The organism is Arthrobacter sp. Z4-13 (assembly GCF_054792705.1).
Genome location: NZ_CP096458.1, coordinates 59,229 through 74,914 on the forward strand (window position 1 = coordinate 59,229; position 15,686 = coordinate 74,914).

The window sequence follows — 15,686 nt, forward strand, 5'->3', positions numbered from 1 at the left end:
TTTAGGGTGTTAGGTGGCTCACTGTCAAGATCGGCGCCGCGCTTTTGAACATGGAGTTCGTTTAGCGGTCGCGACTAGGATGTACATAACGATGAGACTTGAAGTAGGAGCGGACATGGCAGCAGGGCAAAACGCGTCACCGGAGGATTCCCCGGAAAGCGAGGCGACTGCCGGCACCCCTGAGCCGTTTGACCTCATTAACAAATCCGTCGTGAAGGCGACCGTCCTGCTCAGGGAGCTTGGACGGCACCCCGGTGGAATCAACGTCACTGAACTGGCGCAGGCGGTGAAAATGTCCCGTCCGACCGCCTTCCGGCTTCTGCTGAGCCTTGAACAGACAGGCTTTGTGGAGCGGGAAGACAACCGTTACAAGCTGGGCTGGCAGCTTGCGCACCTGGGCAGGCTTGCTGATCCCTACTCCGGTGCCGTGGCGAGGATTCAGCCCGTGTTGGATGCGTATGCCGCCAGGCTCAACGAGACGTTGAGCTTCGTTGTGGTCCGTGGCGAATGGGACCATGAGGTTATTGCAGAAGCGTCTGGGTCCCGCTACCTCAGCGCATCGCACCTCTACATCGGTGGAACCTACCCCCTGCATGCCAGCTCCACCGGCAAGCTTCTTCTCGCCGAGCAAAGTGATGACAAGATCACGGCGAAGCTGCCCGAGAAACTTGAGTCCTTCACCCCTCACACCATCGCGAGCCGGGATGAGCTCCTGAAGGAGATTCAGCAAGTCCGGAAGGACGGATATGCGGTCCTGAGCGATGAGTTGGAAGAAGGGCTTTTCGCTGCCGGTTATCCTGTTCGGGATTCCGCAGGGACTCTCATGGGCGTACTGACCATCAATGGACCTACCCAGCGGCTGAAGTCAGAACAGCTCGACTCCATCATCAACGAGCTCCGCCAAGGGGCAGAGGAAATCTCCAAAGTTCTCGCCTAGCAACTTGGCAGCCCTGGCCATCGTTCCGCCGCCTAATCCCCGGGTTTTTCCACTGCATTCGTTCCACCTGGCGGCGGTTGGTCTCGCGGCCCGAGCAAACATCCGCCGTCGGCGCCTTCTGGGGCAAGGGGTTGTTGACGTCAGGATCTGGGGCGCGGAGTTTGCTGCTGCAGATGTCTCAGGCAGCGGCGCGCCAGGCCTTTACTCAGCCCGGTTCGACGGGCCAGCTCGACAGGGTCAGCCCCGCGGGTCTCAGTCCTCTCTAGCGCCTCAAGATAGGTAGCCGTGCGCTGCAGCGCCCAGACCGGAAGCGCAGAATTGCCGCTCATGCACGGGCTTCCGTTAGTGGCTCCTGAAGGGCAGAAGACGTTAGGGAGGGGCAGTTGCGGAGGGCCCAATGTCGGGCGAGCCTTACATCTTCATGCAGCTGCTCAACCAGGGCTTGGACGGATTCGAATTCACTTTGCCTGCGCAGGAGCTGCATGAGATGAACACGCAAGTGCTGCCCGTATAAATCCATGTTCAGATCCAACAGGTGAGCTTCGAGCAGGCGCTTGCCCTGGTCGGAATAAAACGTCCTGCGGCGCCCGACAGACACAACCGCCGCTGCGAAATTTCCTGGTGAGACTTCGACGGTCCCGGCCCACACTCCATCCAGGTCCTCCGATGTCATGGGGATATTGGCAGTGGGAAAACCGAGGGCTCGCCCACGACGATCACCGGTTTCCACGATTCCCTCAACAGTGAACATTTTTTCCTCGATCCTGCACGGCGCCCTTGCCGACATTTGTTCAATATACGACCGCTGCGTTCATGAGTTCAAATTGGCCGCCTCCATAGTTGATGTGCCACAGTCCAAGCATGGACGTTATTGCAATGGACAGAACTTCCGATCGGTATCGGAAACCCCCGACGCCTGGTCCACCATTGCTCCCTTTCGAGCGCTTCAGGATCATCGCACTCGCACTGGTGTATTCCAGATTGTGAAAGCGCCCCGGGGTGCTGTGGGATGTGACGGTGCCTCTAATGGGGAATCTCACAAGTTCCTATATCAGCTCTGTGCAGGGGGCTGGCAAAATTGGGGACAGGACTTCAACCGAGGATGGTCGTTGTCAACGGCCGCAACCAACCAGGTTTGCCCAGCACAAGGGCCAAACGCTAGGTTCAGCAGTTCCTTCCTGTCGCCGCCGGCTTCTGCTCGCCGGCCCTCTCACATCCGAGGACAGGCAGTGAATCCCATCGGGGTCGCGGCCCTGGCCCAAGCCGAGGGTCGCTAACAGTCCTGTCCCCCGGTTACTCGTTCAACGGGCAATTCCGCCTCAAACAAGAGTTAGGAACCAAATGCTTAGGGAAACGATCTACTGCGACGTTTGTTGGACCAATCCAGGGCATGCACACATCCGCGACTTGCCCATCTGCACGTCATGCATCGAAGAGTTCAATATGATGGGTCTCCATCGTCTCGTGTACTGGGATAGTGAACCGTACGAGACACCGGACGGGCAGCGGATGGCTGCCGAAGAGGCCAAGGACAGCCACGGGCCGGTCCTCTTTAGCCCGCGCAACAGCGAAGAGCTTTTCTTGGCTCGATTTGCCACCTTAGTAGCGGCGTTCTAACGACCTTCAGTGGGATGCGCGACAAAATGCCCAATGCGTGGTCGCGATGATGCCGTTGTTGAGCATGCGGAGGCCCAACACAGAATGACGTTTGCAAAAGCAGCTGCGCCAGGGGGCAGCACACCCAAAGCTGACGCACGGCTCTTGCCGGGTCCTAGGAACAACCGGAGTTGATCTATGTTTTGAAAGAAAAGTCCGGGTCCGCCCGCCCCGATCCCGGGAGAATCCTACTTCCAGCCTTGGATAACCTAAATTGACGCCAGCCATGGACGGATCAGAGTCGCCACCAGTTCCGGCCGGCGTGATCAACGAGCACGGTTCCCGGCCAAGGCAGGTTGACGGAAAATCCGTTATCGGCTGTTTTGTGGCATGCACAGAAGGGATTGTTTGTACGGTGCCAGCTCTAGGCTGAATCTGTCTTTGCGATGTACACGTGGCAAGGCGCGTTGTGGGCTACGCTGTCAGCGACACTGCCAAGAACGCGTCCGATGCCACTCATGCGCTTACTTCCCACGACGATCATGAGGGCGTTATGTTTTTCCGCCTGCTGGATGAGCGCTTGGGCGGGCGTGGCTCGGATGGCAAAGTACTCGACTTGAAGTTGTTTTGACGCCAGGGCGGCTGCAGTTTCGCGCGCGACTTTTTCTGCATGTTTTTCTTCGGAGAAGGCTATTTCGTCGTTGGCGAGTCCGAGGACTTGCGCCCGGTCGGTGTTAAACGCCGACACTACGTGAAGTTTTGCACCCAGAGTGGTGGCCAGAGCAGCTGCCGATGCTGATGCCCTTTTGGCGGTTTCACTGCCGTCGACGCCTACGACGATTATCTCAGTCATCCTGTCCTCTTTCGTTGGTGGATTGACGGTGACATCCCGTTGGCGGGAATTATCCGTTGAGGTCCTGTGGTGTGACCCAGGCTTGGTGGCCTTGGGCCATTTCGAACATTTGGCGGGGGCCGTGGCTGTCGGCTGCGATCCACAGGGCTGAAGAGTCGGGCATGGCCTCTTCGACGATTCCTGTTCTGATCACTCGTCCGTTCTGACGGATTTCCACTCGGGTGTTGATCAGCTTGTTCCATTCGACGTGTTTACGGGGTGTGGCCCGGTTCAGTGTCATGTGCTGCCCTATGTAATGGCGGTGGCATTGGCCGGCGAACCTGTGGCACCGGTGATGGCCAGCGGCTTGATGCTGAGGAAGGCGTCCCATCTGCCGGTTGCCCGCATGTGCCGGGCGAGGGGGCCAAGTTTCCATAGTTCCCCAAGGGGCATGCCGAGTTTCGCCAGGAGCTGTTGATGCATCATGCCGTGGTCGTTGGGGGCCGATTGCAGGAACGGGCTGCCGGGCACGACGGGCAGGCATTCGAGGGCAAAGTTGTCGGCGGCGATGACGGAAAGCTGGTTGTCCCAGACCCAGGCAACAAATTCGGTTGACTGGGCGATTCCGGTTGCCCGGCGGCTGTCGCGCATCCGTTGCTTTTCCTCCGGGGTCAGGGCCTGGAACCATTCACACCAGCCGGTGTGGATCATGAGGATGTCACCGGGGAGGAGGGTGGCGGATTGTTCCTCAAGGGCTTCTTTGACCAGGTCGAGACTGAGGGGCTCTCCCGCGGCGTGGTCGATGGGGTTTCCTTGGCGGGAACGGTACCCGTCAAGGTCAACCAGCACTCCCCTGCCGGCAATGGGGTTTTCGGCCCATTCCTGGATGCCGAGGTCTGGTGTTCCTTCACGGATCAGTTCATCCGGTGTGCCGTTGTAGAAGCCGACGTCGTCTGCCCTGCGGTGCCGCAGTCCATCTATCTGGCTGGATCCCTGAAGGTAATAGCCGTCGAGGTAGTCGTCCCGGTGCGCGGGGTGGGATGAGTAGATGGTGTGACGCGGGGCCCCGCGTTTGAGGGACATGCCGGGATCGAAGGCATCTGCCGGGTAGTCCAGGCCGTGCACCATCCCGGTTTTGATGGAGTTCCTTGCCCGCAAAATGTCCTCGGGTGTGATGAAGGATGGTGTTCCGCGGCGCGGGTCTTCGAACAGGTGCCAGGAGGTTCCGGCGAGCTCGCCCTCGCGGTTCTGCAGCTCTGCGAAGGTGGGATAGATTCCGGTTTCGGTGGCTTCGGTCATCGTGTTGCTGCCTCTTGGGGTGTCTTTTTGTGTTTCTGGTGCCGCTGGTAGCTGAGCAGGAAACCTGCGATCGCACAGATTGAGGCTGCGATACACATCGGTGCTTTGACCGTCTGGTTAAGAAATTCCAGCCAGTTTCCCTGTCCAAGGGTGAGCGCGGCTGCCTGCCCGAGCACGAAGAGCACCCCGCCCAGCAGGAGCGTTGCGAGGGTCAGGACGAAAACGGCCTCGATGAATCTTCTGGTCTTTTGCATCTGGTTTCCTTAGATCGGCAAGATGCCGAGGATGATGAGCACACCGATGCCGAGCAGGGGCAGTGCGTAGTGGGTGAGCAGGCGGGCGAAGGTCTTGATCGGATTGACGTCCGCGATGCCGCAGGCGACGTAGAGTGGGGCGCCGCCGGGTGGGACGGCGGCTTCGCAGGAGGAAAAGACCAGAACGGCGACGGCGGCAGTTGTCGCCGGTACGCCGGCAGCCACCAGGGCGGCAACCCCGACCGTTCCGACGGCGGCCATGGTCGCTGTCGCGGACAGCGGCGCCGCGACGGCAATGATGATCAGGCCGATCAGGATGGCGAGAAGCCACAGCGGAAGGTTCATCCCGGTGAGCAGTGCCGTCATTTGCTTGGGCAGTCCGGTGGCGGCGAGGGCGTTCGCTCCGGCGAATGCGAAGACGACGGTGACGCCCACGATGCCGAAGCGTGGGGCGGAGTTCTGCAGCATGGTCCACCATGCCCGGCCGCTGTTAGGGAGGTTCTTCCTGCCCAGCAGCGCGCCGGTGATAATCAGGACCACCGGGATCCAGACGATGACACTGACCAATTTGGTGATGTCTCCACCGGTCCAGTCAGAGAGAGCTGTAGCGATACTGCCGGAGGTGATGACCAGCGGGATGGCCACGACGACGAACAGCAGCATGGTGGCCCAGCCTCGGCCGAATGCCGTCCGCACGGATAGCCGATGGGCGGCATCCAGCGGCGTCATCGCGCTCTTGCGGACGAGGAGCCAGGTCACGATCAGCCTGTGCAGGAAGCACCACAGCCCGCCGAACAGCAGCGGCAGAACAAGGGCGTTGACGTCCAGCAGGGGGCCGACGGTGGCGGATCCGACCAGAACGAACATCGAGGCGCTGAAGGGGAAGGTGATGCCCATTCCTGCGTTACCCGCGACGAGGGTCGCCGCAGCTGGCTTGTCGAGTTTGGATTTTTCCATCCAGGGGATCGTGACGGACCCGACCGTTGCCGCGATGGCAGCCTGGTTGTGGACCACCCCGCCCAAACCTGCTGACGCGACCGTTGAGACCCACGCCGGTCCGCCTTTGACTCCGCCGATCAGTGAGTTCAGCAGGTCGATCAGCCGGTCCAGCACACCGCCCTTATCCAGCAGGTATCCCATGAAGACAAACGCCATGGTGGCGTAGACGATTTCGTCCGTTATGGCTGAGTAAAACGCACTCCAGCCAATTTGGGCCGCGGATGCCCCGGTGAAGGGAAGCACAACCAGGAAGCCGAGGATCATGGCCTCCCCCACGCTGCGTTTGATGACGGTTGTCCACAACAGGATGACGGCAAGGTAGGTGCCGAGGGCCCAGATGCCGATCATACTGAGGCTCCTGACAGATTTTTTGTAGCGGAAGGGGAGGTCACCGTTGATTCCTGTTTCTGATTTTTCCTGATGCTGGTGTCAGCGCAAGGCCGGGGCCGCGGGTGCGGTTTCCTGTGCCATGCGGGTGAGCGCGCTGGCCGAGGCTGTGGTCATCTCGGAGGGCACTCCCAGGTCCGACAGGTAGCTTGCGGTGTCCTGCATTTCCTTGGAACGGCGCAGCGCGTGCTTGGCGGTACCGGTGAGGAACCTGTCGATGACCGCCTGGCCGTCCCCTGCGAGCTGCCGGGCGATCTGGCCCCGGATCCAGTCCTCCAGGCCGGCGGCCCTGCCCGCGGTGACCGCTTCGACGACGACCGAAGCGAGGCCTTTCATGAGGACGCTGCGGAGCAGTTTATGGGCCATCGCAGCGCCGGGCTCGCCCTCGGCGACCTCGACCTCGGCACCGAGCGGGGCCAGGAGGTCAGCGACCACTTGGGAGCCGGGGCCGCTGACCATCAGCGGCGTTTTCTCCCCCAGCGCGGCAACGGGTCCAAGGATGGCGACGTCGGCAAAGTCTGCCTGGCTTGGCAACTGTCCGAGTTCACGCATGACGTCCGGGGAGGATGAGGTGAAGTCTGCGTAGGTGCTGCCTGCTCCCAGTGCGGGCAGGCATTCCTGGGCTACGCTGCGGGCAGCAGCCGCCCCGGTAAGAACCAGGACCACGTCGGCTCCGGCACATGCTTCGGCTGCCGTTGCTGCCCGGGTGACACCGGCCGGTGTTGAGGGAGCCACCGGATCAAATCCGGTGACGGTGTGGCCCTTGGCGATGAGTGCTGTTGCATAGGTGGCTCCGGCTTCGCCGAGGCCAATGATGGCGCATGCTGTCATTGTCTTGTGTCTTTCTTGCTTTAGCGGCGGGCTGCGACGATGGCTTGCCGGCGGTTCGTTTCATCCGCGAATACCGCTTCTGCGGCTTCGGCGACGGCTGCTGCCTGTTCACGGGGAATGACCACCAGACCGTCCGAGTCGCCGATGATGACGTCACCGGGCAGGACGGGGACACCGCCGAAAGCGACCGGTGTCCCCAGCCGGAAGGGACCGTTCTTGTAGGGGCCGGCCGGTGTGGTGGCGCGGGCGAAGACCGGCATGCCGATTTCGCCGAGGGCTTCCGCGTCCCGGGCTGCCCCGTCCAGGGCGAATCCTGCGATGCCGAGGTTGATGGCCCGTTCGCCGATGAGTTCGCCCAGGAGGGCCCGTGACTCGTCACCGCCGCCGGCGACGACGATGACATCGCCGGGGCGGGCGTGTTCCAGGGCCTTGTGGATGCCCTGGTTATCTCCCGGCCGTGTCCATACCGTGAAGGCGGGGCCTGCCAGCTGGGCGCCGGGCCAGATCGCCTGGATCGCGGAGTGGGCGACACCCAGCCGGTCAACGGCATCCCCGATGTTGGCGGCGGGAAGTTTGGCCAGGCGTTCCACGAGGTCCTTATCGGGGCGGGGAAAGTCTGCGTCGATGATGTCAAGGGCTGGGGTGGTCATGAGTGTTCTTCCGTTCCGGTTGGCTTAGAGGGGTTAGTCAGTCTTCTGAACCAGGGGGAGGACCTTCTTGAAGTCCTCTTCCTGACCTGCCCAGAACTGCTTGTAGTCCTCACCGTTGAGGTAGGCGGTCTGCAGGCCCAGGTCGTTCATCTTCTGGACTACGGTCGGGTCCTCGACGGCCTTTTGGATGGCGGCTTCAAGCTTGTCGGCTACCGCGTCCGGCAGCCCGGCGGGTGCTGAGTAGCCGCGTGCGGTGCCTGCGATGAGGTCGTAGCCGGCTTCCTTGAACGTGGGAACGTCCGGCAGCGAGGGTGCTTTTTCGGCGGACATGACGCCAAGGACACGTGCTTTGCCCTGCTTGGTCAGGTCGGTCACGTCGCTGACGTTCGCGACGAGGATGTCCACGTGCTTGCCGAGGAACGCGGTGGTGGCCTGGGAGGCGCCTTCGGAGAAGTGGACGGGGGCGAACTCGGCGCCGGTGGCTTCCTGGATCTGGGCCAGCGCGAAGTGTTCGCCTGTCTGCAGGCCGGTGGTGCTGGCGGTCATGGACTTCGGGTTGGCCTTGGCGGCGTCCAGGAGGTCCTTGAGCGTCTGGTAGGGGCTGTCCGGCTGGACGGCGATGACGGTGGGGTCAATGACCTGCCGGCCCAGGGGCTGGAAGCTGTCGCGGGTGTATTTGGCGCCGCGGGAAGGATCCAGGGGTGAGACGACAACGGAGGGGGAGCCGGTGGCGCCGATGGTGTAGCCGTCGGGTGCGGCGCTGGTCAGCTGGGTGTAGCCGATCTGGCCGCCGGCTCCGGGCTTGTTGATGACCTCGACGTTGGTGCCGAGTTCCTTTTCCAGGACCGGCTGGATCAGCCTGGCCGCGGTGTCGACGGCGCCTCCCGAGGAGAACGCGACGACCAGGTCGATGGACTTGCCCTTTTTCGGGAAGTCGTCGGCGGCGGTGTTCGTGGAGCCGGCGTTGGCGCCGCAGCCGGTGACGGCGATGAGGGTTGCTGCTGCGAACGCGGCGGCGATACGGGGGCGGGTGATCATGGTTCTTCTCCTTTGAAGGTGTGAATTCTTGGGGTAGGGAGTTTAGGTTTCGGGGTCTTCGTTCAGCGCTTTGGGCTTACGGAGTTTGAGCAGCGGGCTGAAGACGATCAGCAGTCCGAGTCCGATGAGGACTGCGGAGATGGGGCGGCTGGTGAAGATGCTGAAGTCGCCCTGGGAGATTTCGAGCGATTCGCGCAGTGAACGCTCCATCAGGGGGCCGAGGACCAGGGTCAGCACCATCGGGGCCAGCGGAATGTCCAGGTGCCGCAGTGCCAGTCCGAGGAGTCCGAAGCCGATCATGACGAAGACGTCAAAGACGCTGAAGTTGATCGTGTAGGCGCCGATGACCATAAAGAGCAGGATCAGGGCGGTCAGGATCGAGTAGGGTACCCGCAGGATTGAGGTCCACAGCCCGACCAGTGGGACGTTCAGCACCAGCAGGATCAGGTTCCCGATGAAGAGGCTGGCGATGATCGCCCACGCGATTTCCGAGTTTTCCGTGAACAGCGTCGGGCCCGGGGTCAGGCCCTGCTGGAGGAAGGCTCCCATCAGGACAGCGATTGTCGGGGACGCCGGGATGCCGAGCGTGAACAGCGGGATCAGTGCAGCGTTCGCGTGGGAGTTGTTGGCCGTTTCGGGACCTGCGACGCCCTCGATGGCGCCCTTGCCGAGTTCATTACGGTGGCGGGAGAACTTCTTTTCCGCGCCGTAGGCCAGCAGGGAGGACACCGACCCGGTCATGCCGGGGATCAGGCCAAGGCCGAAGCCGATGCCGGTACCGCGGGCCATGGCCGGGGCGCTCCGGCGCCATTCCTTGCCCGTGGGAAGCAGCGAACGAAGGTTCGGGGCGTGCACATTGGGGGTGGTGGTGCCCTTGCGGTAGGACAGCAGTTCCGAGAGCCCGAAGACACCAACGATCACGGCGACGAAGCTGACGCCGTCCAGGAGCCGGTCCATCCCGAAGGTGAAACGCGGGGCCCCGGCAACAGGGTCAATGCCGACCATGGAAATCAGCAGGCCCAGGGCCCCGGAGATAACGGCTTTGACCATCGATTTGCCGGCCAGGGCAACGAGCAGGGAAATGCCGACCACCATCAGGGCGAAGAATTCCGGTGGTCCGACGAGCAATCCCAGTTCGCCAAGCGGTTTGGCCGCGGCGACCAAACCGACCGTCGCTATCGTTCCCCCGACGAAGGACCCGACGGCGGCGATGGTCAATGCAGCACCTGCTTTGCCCATCTTCGTCATCGCGTAGCCATCGATGGTGGTGATCGCTGAGGCAGCCTCACCGGGAGTGTTCAGCAGCACGCTGGTGATCGTTCCGCCGTAGGCGGTGCCGTAGAAGATGGCACACAGCATGATGATCGCCCCGGTCGCATCCAGGTTCAGCGTGAGGGGGATCAGCAGGGCAACGCCGGCGACCGGGCCGATGCCGGGAAGGACCCCGATGATCGTGCCCAGGAGGCAGCCGAGGAAGGCGAAGAGCAGGTTCTGCCAGGTCATGGCGGCCGCAAAGCCGCCCATAAGTTCGTTGAAGATTTCCACGTCTAGAATCCGATCGTGTTCAGCAGGGGGAAGGCAGATACCGGCAGCGAAACGTTCAGCCCGTAGTTGAAGGCATAGAACGCGCCGACGCTTCCGGCTAGGGCGATGATCAACGAGGAGACCCACGACCTGCGGCTGCGCAGTTTCAGGTGGTACATCAGAAACAGGAACATGCTCAGCTGGAACCCGAGCAGGTCCATCACGGCCGCGAGGAGTGCCAGGCTCACGACGACGGCGATCACCAGTCCCCTGTCCACGCCTTCTGCAGTCTCAGTGGGCCGGCGCAGTTCCTGAACCAGCCAGATGAGCGCCATGGCGGCAAGCACAGCGCCCATGGCAAAAGGAAACAATCCCGGACCCGGCCCAAGGGACGTCCAGAGGCCCAGTCCGACAGAGCTGATCAGGACGTAAATTCCGACGGCCGTGAAAGCGCCGATACCCACCAGGACAGTGGGCGCAACACGGGCGGCGCGTTGGTTTGTCATCACTGACTCCGTTGTCATCAGTTCCTTCTTAGCTTGATTGGCTCTTTCATTGTGTGGAAGAGCATTACGTGTATAGAAATAGTGACAGGCGGCACATGAGCTGTCAAGCGCAAAGGAATTACATACAATGGAAGAATGACGACAGCAGTGAAGGCGGATGCGGTAGCACCGGCGGAAGACGCGCCTAAGGCCTCGAACATGCGGTCCCTGTCCAGGGCGATGGAGGTGTACGCGGAACTGCAGCGCGCAGAAAGGCCGCAGCGGCTCAGTGACCTGGCCCGGGCCTGCGGCATGAGCCTGCCCACAACTCTGAGGATCCTTCGGGTCCTTCAGGACTTCGGCATGGTCAGCCAGACCGACAAGTCCTACCGGATCGGCCCTGCCGTTCTGCCGGCAGCAAGGAGTTACCTGGAGAACGACCCGCTCGTGGTCTCCTCACGCCCCATCCTGCAGCAGCTGGCCACCCAGACCGGGCTCACGGCCTCCCTGTACACCCGGCTTGGCTTTGAGCGGATCCTGGTCGCCCGCGTCGACGGCGAGGCACCCCTTCGCTATGACCTCCCGCTTGGTAAGCGGCTGCCCCTCACGCTGGGCGCGGCGGGGAAAATCCTCCTTGCTTCCGCCCCCGTTGAGGAGCTCCAGCAGGTCGTGGCTGCGGCGATCGCCGCCGGACACGAAGACGCATCCTTCGCGGTCGAGGCCTTGCGGGCCCGGCTGCCCGAACCCGGTGCTGATTACGCTTTCTCATCTGATGAGCGCGCGACGCGGGTGCATTCCGTTGCAGTAGCCCTGTCGAACAGGGCGGCACTGCCCAGCGAATCCATCTCACTCACCAGCCCCGTTGAAGCTGCCACCGAGGCAACCCTCAAAGCAGGGGTCCCGGAACTGCGGCGCGCGGCCGGCAGGTTATCCGAACTGCTTGAGGGATCTGTCTACTAAGGCACCCGTGACGGCTGACGGCTGATGCCGCGCTGGCTGGCGTAACTGTTGGAAATGGTTGACTTAAACTCCGCCGCTATGCCACGATTTCCACCACACGTAAGTTCCTTTCATTCTGTGGAATACGCAGTTTGCAGTGACGATGGAGTCAAGAATGGCAAAGCCAGTGAACCAAGCAAGAGCCGCCAGCACGGGGGAACGCCCTGCCGCTCAAACCGCTGAGGTGGCGGCAAAATGACGCTTGCTCTGGGAAATGACGTAAAGGTCAAGCGGGACGATTTGCCGAACAAATCCGCCGGGCACGTCATCGTGGACACCCTGGTGGCCCATGGCATCAAACGGGCTCACGTCGTCCCGGGTGAAAGCTTCCTGGATGTCCTTGACGGGCTTCACGACTCCCCCATCGAGACAATTGTCTGCCGCCACGAGGGCGGCGCGACCTACATGGCCGAAGCCGACGGCAAGATGAACCAGCTGCCGGGCATAGCCATGGTCACCCGCGGCCCGGGTGCGGCGAACGCCCATGTCGGCCTGCACACGGCCTGGCAGGATTCGACCCCCATGGTGCTGTTCGTGGGACTCATTCCTTTCGCGCACCGGGACCGCGAAGCCTTCCAGGAATTCGACATCAAAGCCTGGTTCGACACCGGCGCCAAGCGCGTCATGGTCCTGGACCACGCCGAGCGGGCCTCAGAAATCGTCGCCGAAGCCCTGTTCGCTGCCATGAACGGCAGGCCTGGCCCCGTTGTCATCGGGTTGCCCGAAGATGTCATCCGGCAGCAGATCCCGGCCGAACTTCACCCGCCCATCCCCGTGGCCACCGGAGGCATGACCACGGTGGATTCCGATGCCCTGGCAACGGCCCTGGCCGCCTCCAGCAAGCCGCTCTTCGTTACCGGCGGCAACGACTGGACACAGGAAGGCGCTGACCGGTTCACCGCGTGGCTGGAAAAGCACCACATCCCGGCCGCGGCCGAATGGCGGACCCAGGGCACAGTCCCGTTCGACTCCCCCTCCTACGTCGGCCCGATCGGTTACGGTCGCCCGCGCCCGACCTATGACCTGCTCGAAGAGACGGACCTGCTGATCTTTGTCGGTACCGTGCCGGGCGATGTCATCACCGACGGGTTCCTGTGCCGCCAGGACTGGTCCAAGAAGAACTTCCTCGTCACCATCGACCCGTCCCTCCGCGGCCGCTCTGGGCCGGTGTCCTACCAGATTGTCGCCAAACCCGACGTGTTCATCCGCGACCTTGCCAAGATCGAGCTCCCGGTCAAGGACGAGTGGAAAGCCTGGACGGCTCGGATGCGCGGCGAGCAGGAAACCTTCGCCGCCCTCCCCCCGGCGGCGCCCACGCCCGGTCCCGCAAGGATGGACACCCTGATGGCGACCCTCGTGCCCACCCTGCCGGCGGATGCCATGATCACCCTGGGCGCCGGGGAGCACACCAACTGGGCGCACCGCTACTTCCCCACCCAGCGCTACGCTTCGATGATCAGTGCACGCAACGGCTCCATGGGGTACTCGGTCCCGTCGGCCATTGCGGCGTCGCTGGAGTACCCGGGCCGGCGCATCGTTACCATCGCCGGTGACGGGGAGTTCCTTATGAACGGCCAGGAGCTGGCCACCGCGGCCCAGTACGGTGCCACTCCCCTGGTGATCGTGATGGACAACCAGGAATACGGCACCATCCGTACCCATCAGGAACGCCACTACCCCCACCGGGTCTGCGGAACCCAGCTGAAAAACCCCGAGTTCGCGCTGATGGCCCAGGCCTTCGGTGGCTTCGGCATCAAAGTTGAACAGGACGCCGATGTTCCCGCCGCCGTCCAAGCGGCGCTCAAGGCCATCGATGAAGACCACGTCTTCGCGCTCATTCACCTCGTGGTCGAGCAACGCGTCAAGGCCTACTAAGCACACCTGAGCACCGCCGACCAAAGCCCGAAGTCTTGAACGGAAGTAGTAGAAGATGACTGTCCCCGCATTGAAGGAAATGGAATTACTGGACTCGGTTCCCACCGGCCTGTTGATTGGCGGGCAGTGGCGGGAGGCGTCCGACGGCGGCACGTTTGACGTGCAGGACCCGGCCACCGGGGAGGTCCTCGCCACCCTCGCCTCCGCCACGAGCGAGGATGCGGTCGCCGCGCTGGACGCGGCCGACGCCGCCCAGGCCTCCTGGGCGCGGACCGCGCCCCGGGTGCGGGCGGAAATCCTGCGCCGGGCCTTTGATCTGGTCACTGAACGCGCCGAGGACTTCGCCCTGCTGATGACCCTGGAAATGGGCAAGCCCCTGGCAGAGGCCCGCGGCGAGGTCGCCTACGGGGCCGAGTTCCTGCGCTGGTTCTCCGAAGAGGCCGTCCGTGACTACGGCCGCTACCTCACCACCCCGGAGGGCAAGAACAAGATCCTGGTCCAGCACAAACCGGTCGGCCCGTGCCTGCTCATCACACCGTGGAACTTCCCCCTGGCAATGGCTACGCGAAAGGTCGCCCCCGCCGTCGCTGCCGGCTGCACCATGGTCCTCAAACCCGCCAAGCTCACCCCGCTGACCGCCCAGTACTTCGCGCAGACCATGCTCGACGCCGGCCTTCCCGCAGGAGTCCTCAACGTCGTCGCCTCGTCCTCGGCTTCCGGTATTTCCGGGCCGCTGCTGAAGGATTCCCGGCTGCGGAAGGTTTCCTTCACCGGCTCCACGCCCGTGGGCAAGCGCCTGATGGCCGACGCCGCCCAGAATGTACTCCGGACTTCCATGGAGCTGGGCGGGAACGCCCCCTTCATCGTGTTCGAGGACGCCGACCTGGACAAGGCCGTTGAAGGTGCGATGGCAGCGAAGATGCGGAACATGGGCGAAGCCTGCACCGCCGCCAACCGCTTCCTCGTCCACGAAGCCGTGGCACAGGAGTTCACGAAGAAGTTTGCCGCTGCCATGGGCGCCCTGGCCACAGGCCGCGGCACCGACCCCAGCACCCAGGTCGGGCCGCTGATCGATGCCGGCGCCAGGGATGACGTCCACGCCCTGGTGGCTGCAGCCGTGGACGCCGGAGCAACAGCGGTCACCGGCGGCGCGCCCGTGGACGGGCCCGGCTACTTCTACCAGCCCACCGTCCTCGCCGACGTGCCCAATGATGCGGCGATCCTGGGCCAGGAAATCTTCGGACCCGTCGCCCCCGTCACCACCTTCACCACCGAGGAAGACGCGATCCGCCTCGCGAACGCCAGCGAGTACGGGCTGGCGTCCTACCTTTACAGCCGCGACTTCAACCGGCTGCTGAGGGTGGCGGAGCAAATCGAGTTTGGCATGGTGGGGTTCAACGCCGGCGTTATCTCCAACGCCGCGGCCCCCTTCGGCGGCGTCAAACAATCCGGCCTCGGCCGCGAAGGCGGCACCGAAGGCATCGCCGAATACACCACCACCCAATACATCGGCATCGCCGACCCCTACGCGAGCTAGCAGCATCCGAACGTGCCTGCCGCCCCTCCGAGGGGCGGCAGGCACTCTCTGCTAATTGGACGGCCGCCGCTGCAAAAGCGGAACTACCCATCAGCTTGCACACAGCCGGGGAACATATGAGCCGTCGTCGCCACAGGCCCGGTACCGGTCCGTCTATTTCTTCATGGTGGTGGGCGAGCTGGAATCGCTCTGCGGCCCGGCGCAGCGTCCAGCCCTGATCAATGACCAGCCTGGCGAGTTTTTTCCCTGGCCCTGGATGTCAGGTCAGCGTTGGCGTGGGTAACGTAGGACACGAGAGCCTCCTGGTGTCGAGATGAGTGTGGTAACCCAAATCGATACCGGAGGCTCTCGCTTTTACATCACGCCACGCTGTCCACAACCTGCGTGGGAATTACACCTAGGGCTCCCTGCAGTGGCGAGGTCGAGGTGGAAAAACGCGGTGG

16 protein-coding genes and 1 pseudogene are annotated in these 15,686 nt (G+C 62.9%); 4 read left to right on the top strand and 13 right to left on the bottom strand.

The genetic code is table 11. From position 1 onward, the window contains the following. Positions 1 to 91: 91 nt before the first annotated feature. On the top strand, positions 92 to 937 hold the full coding sequence (locus M1E07_RS00240; RefSeq protein WP_461186705.1) for an IclR family transcriptional regulator: 846 nt from the start codon (positions 92 to 94) through the stop codon (positions 935 to 937). Positions 938 to 1,077: 140 nt separating this feature from the next. Here M1E07_RS00240 and M1E07_RS00245 read toward each other — a convergent pair whose 3' ends face one another. The 12 genes from M1E07_RS00245 to M1E07_RS00300 form a co-directional block, all read right to left on the bottom strand. Then, entirely contained in the window at positions 1,078 to 1,266 is a 189-nt protein-coding gene (locus tag M1E07_RS00245; RefSeq protein ID WP_461186706.1) for a helix-turn-helix domain-containing protein, read from the bottom strand. Next, entirely contained in the window at positions 1,263 to 1,688 is a 426-nt protein-coding gene (locus M1E07_RS00250; protein WP_461186707.1) for a riboflavin kinase, read from the bottom strand. Before M1E07_RS00250 ends, M1E07_RS00245 begins: the two co-directional genes overlap by 4 nt. Positions 1,689 to 2,957: 1,269 nt before the next feature. Continuing rightward, on the bottom strand, positions 2,958 to 3,386 hold the full coding sequence (locus M1E07_RS00255; protein ID WP_461175155.1) for a universal stress protein: 429 nt from the start codon (positions 3,384 to 3,386) through the stop codon (positions 2,958 to 2,960). A gap of 49 nt (positions 3,387 to 3,435) precedes the next feature. Beyond that, a complete protein-coding gene (locus M1E07_RS00260; protein WP_461175156.1) occupies positions 3,436 to 3,666 on the bottom strand; it encodes a hypothetical protein in 231 nt (76 codons plus the stop codon). An 8-nt stretch (positions 3,667 to 3,674) separates the two neighbouring features. Next, complete coding sequence (locus M1E07_RS00265) at positions 3,675 to 4,664, bottom strand: cyclase family protein (RefSeq protein WP_461186708.1); 990 nt, start codon at positions 4,662 to 4,664, stop codon at positions 3,675 to 3,677. Then, a complete protein-coding gene (locus M1E07_RS00270; RefSeq protein WP_461186709.1) occupies positions 4,661 to 4,918 on the bottom strand; it encodes a hypothetical protein in 258 nt (85 codons plus the stop codon). Before M1E07_RS00270 ends, M1E07_RS00265 begins: the two co-directional genes overlap by 4 nt. Before the next feature lie 9 nt (positions 4,919 to 4,927). Beyond that, positions 4,928 to 6,265, bottom strand: a complete 1,338-nt coding sequence (locus M1E07_RS00275) for a TRAP transporter large permease subunit (RefSeq protein ID WP_461186710.1) — start codon at positions 6,263 to 6,265, stop codon at positions 4,928 to 4,930. A gap of 81 nt (positions 6,266 to 6,346) precedes the next feature. Beyond that, a complete protein-coding gene (locus tag M1E07_RS00280) occupies positions 6,347 to 7,135 on the bottom strand; it encodes an NAD(P)-dependent oxidoreductase (protein WP_461186711.1) in 789 nt (262 codons plus the stop codon). 20 nt (positions 7,136 to 7,155) lie between these two features. Continuing rightward, positions 7,156 to 7,785, bottom strand: a complete 630-nt coding sequence (locus M1E07_RS00285) for an RraA family protein (RefSeq protein ID WP_461186712.1) — start codon at positions 7,783 to 7,785, stop codon at positions 7,156 to 7,158. 33 nt (positions 7,786 to 7,818) lie between these two features. After that, complete coding sequence (locus tag M1E07_RS00290; RefSeq protein ID WP_461186713.1) at positions 7,819 to 8,823, bottom strand: tripartite tricarboxylate transporter substrate binding protein; 1,005 nt, start codon at positions 8,821 to 8,823, stop codon at positions 7,819 to 7,821. A 42-nt stretch (positions 8,824 to 8,865) separates the two neighbouring features. Beyond that, positions 8,866 to 10,368: a tripartite tricarboxylate transporter permease gene (locus tag M1E07_RS00295; protein ID WP_461186714.1), complete on the bottom strand. Its 1,503-nt coding sequence runs from the start codon at positions 10,366 to 10,368 to the stop codon at positions 8,866 to 8,868. A gap of 2 nt (positions 10,369 to 10,370) precedes the next feature. After that, complete coding sequence (locus tag M1E07_RS00300) at positions 10,371 to 10,871, bottom strand: tripartite tricarboxylate transporter TctB family protein (RefSeq protein WP_461186715.1); 501 nt, start codon at positions 10,869 to 10,871, stop codon at positions 10,371 to 10,373. A 180-nt stretch (positions 10,872 to 11,051) separates the two neighbouring features. Between M1E07_RS00300 and M1E07_RS00305 the strand changes: the two genes are divergently transcribed. From M1E07_RS00305 to M1E07_RS00315, 3 genes are all read left to right on the top strand, one after another. Further along, the gene (locus M1E07_RS00305; protein ID WP_461186832.1) at positions 11,052 to 11,792 is read left to right on the top strand and encodes an IclR family transcriptional regulator; all 741 of its coding nucleotides are present in this window, start codon (positions 11,052 to 11,054) and stop codon (positions 11,790 to 11,792) included. Positions 11,793 to 12,026: 234 nt separating this feature from the next. Then, positions 12,027 to 13,706: a thiamine pyrophosphate-dependent enzyme gene (locus tag M1E07_RS00310; RefSeq protein ID WP_461186716.1), complete on the top strand. Its 1,680-nt coding sequence runs from the start codon at positions 12,027 to 12,029 to the stop codon at positions 13,704 to 13,706. A gap of 55 nt (positions 13,707 to 13,761) precedes the next feature. Next, positions 13,762 to 15,243 (top strand): NAD-dependent succinate-semialdehyde dehydrogenase, encoded by a 1,482-nt coding sequence (locus tag M1E07_RS00315; RefSeq protein ID WP_461186717.1) that lies wholly within the window; start codon positions 13,762 to 13,764, stop codon positions 15,241 to 15,243. A gap of 156 nt (positions 15,244 to 15,399) precedes the next feature. Here M1E07_RS00315 and M1E07_RS00320 read toward each other — a convergent pair. Then, positions 15,400 to 15,536 (bottom strand): annotated as a pseudogene (locus M1E07_RS00320) (IS481 family transposase); the annotation flags it as partial. Between the last annotated feature and the right edge of the window lie 150 nt (positions 15,537 to 15,686).

What these genes read in the sequence shown, in the direction of transcription:
- M1E07_RS00240 (WP_461186705.1), top strand. Translation starts at nt 92, where the DNA reads ATGAGACTTGAAGTAGGAGCGGACATGGCAGCAGGGCAAAACGCGTCA.
- M1E07_RS00245 (WP_461186706.1), bottom strand. Translation starts at nt 1,266, where the DNA reads ATGAGCGGCAATTCTGCGCTTCCGGTCTGGGCGCTGCAGCGCACGGCT.
- M1E07_RS00250 (WP_461186707.1), bottom strand. Translation starts at nt 1,688, where the DNA reads ATGTTCACTGTTGAGGGAATCGTGGAAACCGGTGATCGTCGTGGGCGA.
- M1E07_RS00255 (WP_461175155.1), bottom strand. Translation starts at nt 3,386, where the DNA reads ATGACTGAGATAATCGTCGTAGGCGTCGACGGCAGTGAAACCGCCAAA.
- M1E07_RS00260 (WP_461175156.1), bottom strand. Translation starts at nt 3,666, where the DNA reads ATGACACTGAACCGGGCCACACCCCGTAAACACGTCGAATGGAACAAG.
- M1E07_RS00265 (WP_461186708.1), bottom strand. Translation starts at nt 4,664, where the DNA reads ATGACCGAAGCCACCGAAACCGGAATCTATCCCACCTTCGCAGAGCTG.
- M1E07_RS00270 (WP_461186709.1), bottom strand. Translation starts at nt 4,918, where the DNA reads ATGCAAAAGACCAGAAGATTCATCGAGGCCGTTTTCGTCCTGACCCTC.
- M1E07_RS00275 (WP_461186710.1), bottom strand. Translation starts at nt 6,265, where the DNA reads ATGATCGGCATCTGGGCCCTCGGCACCTACCTTGCCGTCATCCTGTTG.
- M1E07_RS00280 (WP_461186711.1), bottom strand. Translation starts at nt 7,135, where the DNA reads ATGACAGCATGCGCCATCATTGGCCTCGGCGAAGCCGGAGCCACCTAT.
- M1E07_RS00285 (WP_461186712.1), bottom strand. Translation starts at nt 7,785, where the DNA reads ATGACCACCCCAGCCCTTGACATCATCGACGCAGACTTTCCCCGCCCC.
- M1E07_RS00290 (WP_461186713.1), bottom strand. Translation starts at nt 8,823, where the DNA reads ATGATCACCCGCCCCCGTATCGCCGCCGCGTTCGCAGCAGCAACCCTC.
- M1E07_RS00300 (WP_461186715.1), bottom strand. Translation starts at nt 10,871, where the DNA reads ATGACAACGGAGTCAGTGATGACAAACCAACGCGCCGCCCGTGTTGCG.
- M1E07_RS00305 (WP_461186832.1), top strand. Translation starts at nt 11,052, where the DNA reads ATGCGGTCCCTGTCCAGGGCGATGGAGGTGTACGCGGAACTGCAGCGC.
- M1E07_RS00310 (WP_461186716.1), top strand. Translation starts at nt 12,027, where the DNA reads ATGACGCTTGCTCTGGGAAATGACGTAAAGGTCAAGCGGGACGATTTG.
- M1E07_RS00315 (WP_461186717.1), top strand. Translation starts at nt 13,762, where the DNA reads ATGACTGTCCCCGCATTGAAGGAAATGGAATTACTGGACTCGGTTCCC.